At 70.7% G+C, this 9,445-nt stretch carries 11 protein-coding genes; 7 read left to right on the top strand and 4 right to left on the bottom strand.

Translation table 11 applies throughout. From position 1 onward, the window contains the following. Position 1: 1 nt before the first annotated feature. Both H5411_RS44930 and H5411_RS44925 read right to left on the bottom strand, forming a co-directional pair. Positions 2-850 carry a formate/nitrite transporter family protein gene (locus tag H5411_RS44930; RefSeq protein WP_183127853.1) on the bottom strand — a complete coding sequence of 283 codons (849 nt, stop codon included), beginning with the start codon at positions 848-850 and terminating at the stop codon, positions 2-4. A 165-nt stretch (positions 851-1,015) separates the two neighbouring features. Next, entirely contained in the window at positions 1,016-1,531 is a 516-nt protein-coding gene (locus tag H5411_RS44925; RefSeq protein WP_246370446.1) for a copper resistance CopC family protein, read from the bottom strand. A 380-nt stretch (positions 1,532-1,911) separates the two neighbouring features. Between H5411_RS44925 and H5411_RS44920 the strand changes: the two genes are divergently transcribed. The 6 genes from H5411_RS44920 (at position 1,912) to H5411_RS44895 (ending at position 6,754) form a co-directional block, all read left to right on the top strand. Further along, positions 1,912-2,556: a hypothetical protein gene (locus H5411_RS44920; protein ID WP_183127849.1), complete on the top strand. Its 645-nt coding sequence runs from the start codon at positions 1,912-1,914 to the stop codon at positions 2,554-2,556. A 4-nt stretch (positions 2,557-2,560) separates the two neighbouring features. Then, positions 2,561-3,475, top strand: coding sequence for a copper resistance D family protein (locus tag H5411_RS44915; RefSeq protein ID WP_183127847.1), 915 nt, complete (start codon positions 2,561-2,563; stop codon positions 3,473-3,475). A gap of 29 nt (positions 3,476-3,504) precedes the next feature. Continuing rightward, positions 3,505-4,518: a cupredoxin domain-containing protein gene (locus H5411_RS44910; RefSeq protein ID WP_183127845.1), complete on the top strand. Its 1,014-nt coding sequence runs from the start codon at positions 3,505-3,507 to the stop codon at positions 4,516-4,518. A 68-nt stretch (positions 4,519-4,586) separates the two neighbouring features. Beyond that, complete coding sequence (locus tag H5411_RS44905; RefSeq protein WP_183127843.1) at positions 4,587-5,102, top strand: hypothetical protein; 516 nt, start codon at positions 4,587-4,589, stop codon at positions 5,100-5,102. Then, entirely contained in the window at positions 5,099-5,734 is a 636-nt protein-coding gene (locus H5411_RS44900) for a cupredoxin domain-containing protein (RefSeq protein WP_183127841.1), read from the top strand. The genes H5411_RS44905 and H5411_RS44900 overlap by 4 nt, the downstream gene beginning before the upstream one ends. A 114-nt stretch (positions 5,735-5,848) precedes the next feature. Next, positions 5,849-6,754 carry a GDSL-type esterase/lipase family protein gene (locus H5411_RS44895; protein ID WP_312878753.1) on the top strand — a complete coding sequence of 302 codons (906 nt, stop codon included), beginning with the start codon at positions 5,849-5,851 and terminating at the stop codon, positions 6,752-6,754. A gap of 89 nt (positions 6,755-6,843) precedes the next feature. On the opposite strand, the gene H5411_RS44890 is transcribed toward H5411_RS44895, so the two are convergent. Further along, on the bottom strand, positions 6,844-7,284 hold the full coding sequence (locus tag H5411_RS44890) for a VOC family protein (protein ID WP_183127838.1): 441 nt from the start codon (positions 7,282-7,284) through the stop codon (positions 6,844-6,846). An 85-nt stretch (positions 7,285-7,369) separates the two neighbouring features. On the opposite strand from H5411_RS44890, the gene H5411_RS44885 reads away from it, so the two are divergent. After that, the gene (locus tag H5411_RS44885) at positions 7,370-7,888 is read left to right on the top strand and encodes a MarR family winged helix-turn-helix transcriptional regulator (protein ID WP_183127836.1); all 519 of its coding nucleotides are present in this window, start codon (positions 7,370-7,372) and stop codon (positions 7,886-7,888) included. 66 nt (positions 7,889-7,954) lie between these two features. Here H5411_RS44885 and H5411_RS44880 read toward each other — a convergent pair. After that, positions 7,955-9,445 (bottom strand): aldehyde dehydrogenase family protein (locus tag H5411_RS44880; protein ID WP_312878752.1); only part of this gene is annotated, 1,491 nt, incomplete at its 5' end.

Raw genomic sequence — 9,445 nt, 5'->3', positions numbered from 1 at the left:
GTCAGCTGCCGGTCGTGGCGAGCTCTTCCGCCGCGGGAACCGGGGTAGCGGCGGGGCGGGACCGGTTGCCCAGCAGGGCGTAGGCGGCTCCGACGAGGAGCCCGCCGCCGACGAGGTTGCCCAGTCCGACGAACAGCAGGTTGTGGCCGAACGCGCCGATCGTCGCACCGGGTACGCCGTCCATCAGGCCGAGGGAGAAGGTCGTCATGTTGGCGACCACGTGCTCGAACCCGGAGCTGACGAACGCGAGCAGGCACCAGAAGATCAGCGCCAGCTTCGCGCCGTCCGACTTCGTGCGCGCGGCCATCCACACGGCGAGGCAGACCAGGAAGTTGCACAGCACTCCGCGGAAGAACAGCGCGCTCGCGGATTCCGCGGTCTTCGTCTTGATGAGGCTCGCCAGCAGAGCCGCGCCGGGGCCGGGGTGCCCGGCGGTGGCGCCGATGGACAGCACGCCGCCTTCGTGCACGAGCCAGGCGAAGACGATCGAACCGAGCAGGTTGCCGACGAACGACACCACGATCACCGCAGCGGCCGTGCCGACGCCGCGGCGCCGGACGAAAACGCCCTGCACCATGGTCATCATGTTTCCGGTGGACAGTTCCGCGCCGGCGAACACCACGGCCGTCAGCGCGATCCCGAACACCAGGCCCTGCACCGTTTTCGTCCACGGCGAACTCGCCGCGTTGAGTGGTCCGGTCGCGGACAGCAGCAGCACGACCGCGACGCCGATGAACGCCCCGGCGAGCATCGAGCTCACCAGGTAGCGGCCGGGACGGCGCAGTTCCTCGATTTTCCCGTCGGCGACGTCCGCCTGCAGGTCGAGGGCTTCGGATACGGGGATAGGCATGAGGCAGGCCTTCCGGACGAGGGGGCGGTACCCCGGCATTCGACCCCGCGGACTCTGCGCCCCGGTAGCGCGGTGATCAGCATCTGGTGTCCGAGTGCGCACAGTCCGCGGAGCCCGTGGTGAATTGCCCCGTCTGGTGCGCAACCGGACAGAGCGGGCGTTCGTTCAGTCCGACGACGGGCCGTGCGAAATGCGGGCGGCGACGATTCCGCCCGCGATCAGCAGCACCGCGGCTGCGGCCACCCAGACCCACGGTGGCACGTCGCCGCTCCCGTCGTTTTCGCGCGCTGCTGACGCCGCGGCGGTGGACGGCGGCGCGGGCGGAGCGGCTGCGGCCGCGGCCGCGACACCGGTGCCGGGCTTGGTCAGCGTGAAGGAGTAGGAGCCGGACACCGGATGCCCGTCGGCGGACACGATCCGATAGTCCACTGTGTACTTCCCGGCCGGGCCGAGCGGTTTCACCGGCGCGGACAGGGCCGCTCCGGCGACGGTGGCCGCCGCGGCTTCCCAATGCGTCGCGCCGTCCGGGCCGAGCACGGTCAATTCGGTGAATCCGCTGTCCAGGGGTTCGTTGAAGGTGAGCACGATTTTCGCAGGCCCGGCGTCGATCGAGGAATCCTTTGCCGGAACGCTCGATTCCAGAAAGCTGTGCGCCTCGGCCGAGGTCTGCGGGAAAAACATCGCGGCAAGGCCGAAAAGAATTGCGGCGAGAAGGCGTGCGCCGCGTTCTCCTCGGCGTCGTCGGTCGCGGCGGGAGGCAGAAGGGTTGGAGAGCAATTGCATGAATCCTGCTTCCGGAAGGAAATGAGGGTCAGGCCGGGATGGTCTCGGCAACTCGTGGTCGGCAGTGCGTCGAACGCGCAACGGCTGCGTTAAATAGTTCTCACCGCCGGGACCGAGTGAGAGTTCACCGGGTGCACGCAGTTGTTCGGAAATCAATTTTACGCTCCCGTCACGACCGCGTCGGCTATCGAAACGCGCAGTCTGATGTGGTGCTCACTCGTCGTGATCCATCCGCACGGACCGCGGGCCGCGAGAGCGAAACCGCGCATCGGGAGGAAATGATTGTGGTGGCTTCAGCCGGGCGTGGACTGCGCCGGGACCACGTGGTCGCGGCCTGTCTGGCGGGCGCGGTCGTGATCGTGGTCGGGTACGCCTCGGGAATCGGGTTGAAAACGACGGCGGCGAGCGGACCGGCGCCGTCCGGGCAGGCTCCGGCGCAGGCCGCGCCCGCGCCGCAGCAGGCCCTGCCGAACGGGGACCTGCCTCCGGCGGGCGCGGTGCAGCCGATGCCGCCCGTGCCGGACGGCGGCCCCCCGCCTGCCGACGCGCTCCCGCCCGCGGCGCCGATGCCGGACATGCCGACGGGAGCGATGCCTCCGGGAGAAACGCCGCCGGGGGAAATGCCGATGCCGACCGGCGAAACCCCGCAGCCGTCGGGCAATCCGGCTCCTCCGGGGCCGACGGACACCCCGCCGTCCAGCCCTCCGGCGACCGGGGCTCCGGCCTGCCAGCCCGGCGCGGTCCAGCCGGTCCTGGACACGGTGAGCGGATTGCCGCTCGTCGGCGGGCTCGCGTCCGGGACCGGGCTGACCGGCCCGGGCGGGATTCTCGCCACCCTCCTCGGTTCCTGCCCGGCTCCGGCGACCCCGGCGCCGTCGCCCGCGGCGACCCCCGCGGCCCCGGCTCCGGCGAGCGGGGGCTGAACCGGTGGATCTCGGCTCCGCGAAATTCTGGTACGTCGCCGCGCGCTGCGCGGACTACGCCGGGCTCGCCTTGTTCGTCGGCGGCATGCTCTTCCTCGCGCTGCTGTGGCCGTCCGGTGCGGACAACCGCCGGGCGCGCGGCGTGCTCGTCACCGGCTGGGTTCTCGGCTTCGCCGGGACGGTGGCGGGGCTCGGGCTGCAAGGCGTGTGGGTGGCGCAGCGGTCCCCGGGGGATCTGTTCGACCCGGACCTGCTCGGCCAGGTGCTCGACAGCCAGTTCGGCCGGATCTGGTTCGCCAAGGCGCTCGTGTGGGTGCTCGGCGGAGTGGTCCTCGCCGACGTGCTGCAGCGCGGCCGGCGGGCCGCGGTGTCGGCGGGATGGCGGGTCGGCGCGGGAGTGGTCGCCGCCGGGCTGCTGCGCACGACCGGCTTGACCGGGCATTCCGCGGAGAGCGCGCGTCCGCTGCTGAGCCAGCTGGCGGATTTCGGGCACCTGGCGGGCGTGTGCGCGTGGGTCGGCGGACTCGCGATGCTGCTGTTCGGGGTGCTGTCCCGGCGCGATCCGGGCGAACTCGCCGCCGTCGTCCCCCGCTATTCGAAACTCGCCCTGGTCTCGGTCCTGGTCGTGATCGGCGCGGGCGTCCTGCTCGCGGCCGGGACGCTGGGCGACCCGGGACGGCTGTTCACCTCCGGCTACGGCCGGATCCTGCTGACGAAACTCGCGGCGCTCGCGGTGGTCCTGCTCTTCGCCCAAGCGAGCAAGAGCTGGGTCGCGCGGCGGCTCGACTTCGCGGTGGTGCTGCGCGGCGACGCCGCCGCGGTCCGTCCCTTCGTCTATTCCGTCGCCGCGGAAGCCACGCTCGTCGTCGTGGTGCTGTTCGCGGCGAGCCTCCTCGTCACCGCCAGTCCCGGCCGGTGAACGTCCCACCCCCGAAAGGAATCTCCTTGATGCACAACCCGGAACCCACCTCCGCCGCCGAACCGCGGCCGGACGCCCCGCCCGCGGCGGGCCGCCGGCGCCGATGGCCGATCGCGGTCGCCGTCGTCGCGATGGCGCTGGCCCTGGTCAGCCTCACCACGTTGCGCACGGGGCAGCAGACGGCTCCGGTCGCCGCGCCGGGCACGGCCCAGGTCGACCTCGCGGCGCTGGCGAAGCAGAGCCCGCTCGCCGTCCCGCTTTACCAGGGACTCTCGCAGCAGCAGGGCGGTGCGGCGGCCCCCGCCGCGGCCGGCTCGGCCGCCTCGGCCAAATCGGTCGAGATGAAGGGCTACAAGTTCAATCCGGCCAGCCTGACGATCGCCGCGGGCGACACGGTGACGTGGACCAACCACGACACCGCGCCGCACAACGTCGTCGTCACCGACGGGCCGGAGAAATTCTCGTCGCCGACTCTGCAGACCGGTGGCACCTTCTCCCACACCTTCACCAAGGCGGGCACCTACTCCTACTACTGCTCGATCCACCCCGACATGAAGGCGACCGTGACGGTGCAAGGCGCGACGCCGCCGGCACCGCCGTCTTCGCCGACCGCACCGCCGTCGTCGTCCTCGACGCCGACCGCGCCGTCGAGCCCGACTCACCCGATGCCGATGCCCACGGACACCCCGCCGGGCAACTGCGTGCCGAAGGACGTGCTGCAGCCGATCCTGGACCACATCAAGGCCGCGCACCTCGAGGAGTCGCCGGGCCAGCAGGCGACCGATCTGCTGAACCTGGACCAGTACATCAAGACGCACACCGTGTGGCTGGAAAGCGTGCTCAAGCCCGCGTTCGACGGTTCGGCCGACAAGGTCGTCACCGACACGCTCGCGCCGATCATCGCGCACATCAAGGCCGCGCACCTCGAGGAGTCCCCGGGCCAGCAGGTCACTGACCTGCTGAACCTGGACCAGTACATCAAGACGCACACCGTCTGGCTGGAGAACGTCCTGACGCCGCTGCTGAACCAGGCGTCCTGCTGAGGCGTGCCCACCCGGTCCGGGGCGGGCCGCCGCGCCCGCCCCGGACCACCTCGACCCCCGGAGGACTTGTGCCCACCGACACCCGGTTCCTGCCCGCGGCGGGAAGCCTCGACGCGGACCCCGGCGTCCACCTGATCCGGCCCGACCGTTGCGTGCTGGAGGTGACGCTGCGCCCGTTCGGGATTCCCGTGCTGCGCGGACGGCTGACCGTGCGCCGCGCCACGTTCACCCGCGGCCCGGACGGCGGCGTCGTCACCGCCGAAATCGACGGCTCCTCGTTCCGCACCGGAGTTCCGTTCGTGTCCGCAATGGTCACCCGGGAGCTGGGCGAGCTGGGCTTCACCGCCGACGAGATCGTCGAACGCCCGCCAGTCGAATTCGCCGGACGGCTGGACTTCGGCGACTCCACGCGCGATCTCGTCCTCGGCGGCGAACTCCGCGAAGCGGGGGAGGGACGCGTCATCCTGTGGCTGAAAGGAACGTTGCCGCCGCGCCGGCGTCCTCTTCGGACAGTCGGCCGGATCACGCGACTGCTCGCCCGCCGACCGGTCCACGTCGAGTTCGCCGGGGAGTTCGTGCAGTGAAACGCTTCTTCGCTCTCCTGGCCGTCGCTGTCCTCTGCGTGCTCGCCGCGCCCGTGACGGCACCAGCCGCCGCGGCTACTCAGACGGTGATGATGCAGGACTACGCCTACTCGCCCGCGTCGCTGACCGTGCACGTCGGCGACACCGTCACCTGGGTCCAGCACGACACCGCGCCGCACGACGTGGTCACCACGAGCGCGCCCGTCGCGTTCCGCAGCCCGCAGCTGTCGCAGGGGCAAAGCTGGAGCTACACCTTCAGCACTCCCGGCACCTATTCCTACTACTGCTCCGTGCACCCGGACATGCGCGCCCAGGTCATCGTCCAGCCCGCCCCCGCCGCGCAGCCGCCGCCTCCGCCGACCCGGGCGTCCGCGGTCGCGCCTGCTTCCCGCCCCGCGTCCGCGCCGAGCCGTACCGCGGTGGCCGCGCCGCCGGTAGCCGCCGCGCCGCCGTCATCGTCCACAGTGGCCAGTTCGGTCGCACCGAGCCAGCCGGTTGCGGCTCCGGCCTCGTCAGCGCCGGTCGCGCAGGCGGCAGCGACCACCAGTATCGACCCGAAACTGCTCGTCGCCGGCCTGGTCACGGCGGTCGCCATCGGCTGCCTGCTGCTGTTGACGTCCCGAAAAGCGTGACCGGTACCCGCGGAGGTGCCGCCCCGGCAGGGACGGCACCTCGGTGTGCGGGCAAGGGGAATCAGCCGAAAACGAACCAGAAGAACGTTGTCGCGGCGTGCGACCAGGTGTTCTATGGTTCGAGCTTCGACTTGCGCCGGGATATCGAGGTCTGGTCGGATTCTGCCCGAGACAGCCGAGCCGACGGCGGGTAGGACGATCCGAGGAGACGAGCGAATGCATGGGAAATCGGTGACTCGCTGGGCTGCGGCGGTCGGCGTGACGGTGGTGACTGCCGTCCTGGGGTGCCAACCGGCCGGTGCCGCGGCGTATCCGACATCGATTGCCGCGCTGGGCGACTCCATGACGAGGGCGTTCAATACCTGCGCGATGCCGTGGACGGACTGCGTCCGCAATTCCTGGGCCACAGGCACCGCAGTCGACAGTTACTCTGAGCGGTTGCGGAAGCTCGAACCGGACGTCGCGACCCACAATCTCGCGGTGAGCGGCGCCCGGATGAGCGACCTGCCCAGGCAGGCGAAAGCCGCCGTGTCGAACCATGTCGGCCTGGTCACCGTGCTGATGGGCAACAACGACGCCTGCAGCGGTGGCACCGCCGCGGAGACGTTCGCGAGCCAGTTCAAGGAGGCGATGACGACCCTGCGGCAGGGGCTGCCCAATGCCCAGGTCAAGGTCGTGTCCATCCCGGACATCTACCAGCTCTGGGTCCTCCTGCACACCGACAAGTCCGCCGTCGCCAAATGGGGAACCTTCCACGAATGCGACGCGCTGCTGACGAATCCGACCTCGACCGACCCGGCCGATCAGCAGCGGCGCGACGCCTTCCGGCAGCGGATCATCGCTTACAACGCCCAGCTCGCCGCGGTCTGCGCCGAGTTCTCGCAGTGCGAATACGACGGAGGCGCCGGTTTCGCCGCCCGGTTCGACGCGAGCGACCTGTCCACTGTGGATTACTTCCACCCGAGCGTGAAAGGCCAGGGTTTGATCGCTGACGTGGTCTGGAAAGCGCTGGGCTACTGACGGCCGGTAGCGGTGTCGCCGGAGCGCGACACCGCTTCCTTAGCCGACGCGGCCCGGCCGCCCCGAGCACCGCAGGGGGACCAGGTTCGTCAGCCGAGTTCCTGGGCGAGCCCGACGACGATGTTCTCCGGCCCTCGCACGTAGCACAGCAGGTAGATGTCCTCGTACCGCACCACCTCGTCGACCAGTTCGGCTCCGTGGGCGCGCAGGCGGGCGAGGGTGTCCTCGAGGTCGTCGACGGCGAACATCATCCGGCGGATGCCGAGCGTGTTCGCCGGGGCGTTCCACGGCTCCGGCGCGCGGGCCTTCGGCTGGTGGAATTTCGCCAGTTCGACCCGTCCCGGACCGTCGGGGACGCGGAGCATGGCGACGTCCTGCCGGACGTCCCTCAGTCCGACGACCCGTTCCGCGCCGCTCCAGTCGAGCGGGCCTTTTCCTTCCAGCTCCAGCCCGAGTTCGACGAAGAACGCGATGACCGCGTCGAGATCCTCGACGACGATGAGGACGTTGTCCATCCGCTTGACCGTCATGCGCCTCACCGTAGCGGCGCGAGCGTCCCTCCGGAAAAACCTTAGTGGTGCTATTCTTAGCCCAAAGCTAATCAGGGGGTGCCGGATGCCGAAGCGGACCGAGCCGGACGAGGTCGACGAGATGCTCGCGCAGTGGCGCGCGGAGGTGCCGGAGGTCGACACGTCGCCGCTCGCGGTGTTCGGGCGGTTGCATCGTTCGTTCGACCGGTATCAGCGGCAGTTGACGCGCGTGTTCGCCCGGCACGGGATCACGGTGGCGGACTTCGGGATCCTCGCCGCGCTCCGGCGGGGCGGCGCGCCTTACCGCCGCACGGCGGGGGACCTCGCCGACACGAACCTGCTCACCACCGGCGGCATCACCCAGCGGGTCGACAAGCTGGTGCAAGCCGGGCTCGTCCGCCGCGAACGCGACGCCGACGACCGGCGGGTCGTGTTCATCGGCCTCACCGAGGAGGGGCTCGCGGCTACGGACAAAGTCGTGCACGAGCACTTTCCCAACGAAAACCGCATGCTGGCCGGGTTGACCGCGGCGGAACGGACGCAGCTGGCGAAATTGCTGGCGCGGCTGGAGCAGTCTTTGGACCAGGCCGAGTTCGGCGACTGAACGGGCGCGCGGCAAGGCTGGGCTGGGTTGGCGCCGGTTCTTGCCGGCGCCAACACCCGCGACGGATCAGCCCCGCGCCCACGGGATCGGTTCGTCCGCCAGGCTCAGGTACAGGCTCTTCTGCCGCTGGTAACTGCGGATCGCGGTGCGGCCCTTGTCCGTGCCGAGGCCGCTTTCCTTGGTGCCGCTGAACGGCGTCGAGATGCTGAACTGCTTGTACGTGTTGATCCACACCGTCCCGGCCTCGACGCGGCGCGCCAGGCGGAGCGCGCGGCGGTAGTCGGCGGTCCAGATCCCGCACGCCAGGCCGTAGACGGTCGAGTTGGCTTGGGCGACCAGGTCTTCCTCGTCGTCGTACGGCAGCAGGACGCCGACCGGGCCGAAGATCTCCTCCTGGCACGTCTTCGCGTCCGGCGCGAGGCCGTCCAAGAGAGTAGGCAGGTAGTACGCGCCGCGCGCCAAGCGTTCGTCGTCCGGGATTTGGCCGCCGCAAAGGACAGCCGCGCCTTCCTCTCGGGCTCGGTCGACCATCGCGGCCACCTTGTCGCGGTGGGCGAAGGTCGCCAGGGGGCCAACCTGCGTGGCGGAGTCGGTGCCGGGGCCCAGCCGCAGGGCCGACGCGGCGGAGACCAGACGGGCGCTCCATGCGTCGTACTGCTCGCGCGGCAGGAAGATCCGCGATCCGGCGATGCAGCTTTGGCCGGTCGACGAGAAGATTCCATACAGGATTCCGGCGACAGTCTCCTCGACGTCGGCATCCTCGCAGACGATCGTCGGGGATTTGCCGCCCAGTTCCATGGTGACCGGGATGATCCGGTCGGCGGCGATCCTGCCCAGGACGCGTCCGGTGGTGGTGCCGCCGGTGAAGGCGAGTTTGCCGACCAGCGGGTGGCGGGAGATCGCGTCGCCGACGACCGAGCCCGGACCGGGCAGGACGGACAGCAGCGCGGGCGGGACGCCGGCGTCGTGCGCGAGGCGGGCCAGTGCCAGCGAAACCAGGGGAGTGGCTTCCGCGGGTTTGAGCAGGACGGCGTTCCCGGCGGCCAGCGCGGGGGCGATTTTCTGGGCGTCGCTGGCGATCGGCGAGTTCCACGGCGTGATCGCGCCGACGACGCCGATCGGTTCGTGCACGCTCATCGTCAGGTGCGCGCCGCGGCTCGGCGGGAGTTCGCCTTCGAGGGTTTCGAGGGCAGCCGCGTAGTACCGGAAGGTGCCGGCCGCGCTCGCGACCAGCGCGCGGGTTTCGCCGAGCGCCTTGCCTGTGTTGCGGGTTTGCAGCAGGGCCAGTTGCTCGGCGTGGTCCTCGATCGCGTCGGCGACGCGAGTGAGCAGCCGGGCGCGCTGATGCGGCAGCAGGTCTCGCCACGCCGGATCCGCCGCGGCCGCGGCACCGGCCCGGGCGGCCGCGTCGACCTGGGCGGAGTCGGCGGCGTGGATCGAGGCGACCGTCGAGCCGTCGGCGGGATCCACGCACGCGGACGCGGGACCGCCGCCGCGCTGCCAGTCGCCCCCGACCGGGATTTCGTCGGGCGGGACGGGGAAGGGCTGCATGGCGAC

The sequence above is a fragment of the Amycolatopsis echigonensis genome (assembly GCF_014174495.1).
Taxonomy (GTDB): Bacteria; Actinomycetota; Actinomycetes; order Mycobacteriales; family Pseudonocardiaceae; genus Amycolatopsis; species Amycolatopsis echigonensis.
This window is presented reverse-complemented; position numbering and strand designations above follow the sequence as displayed.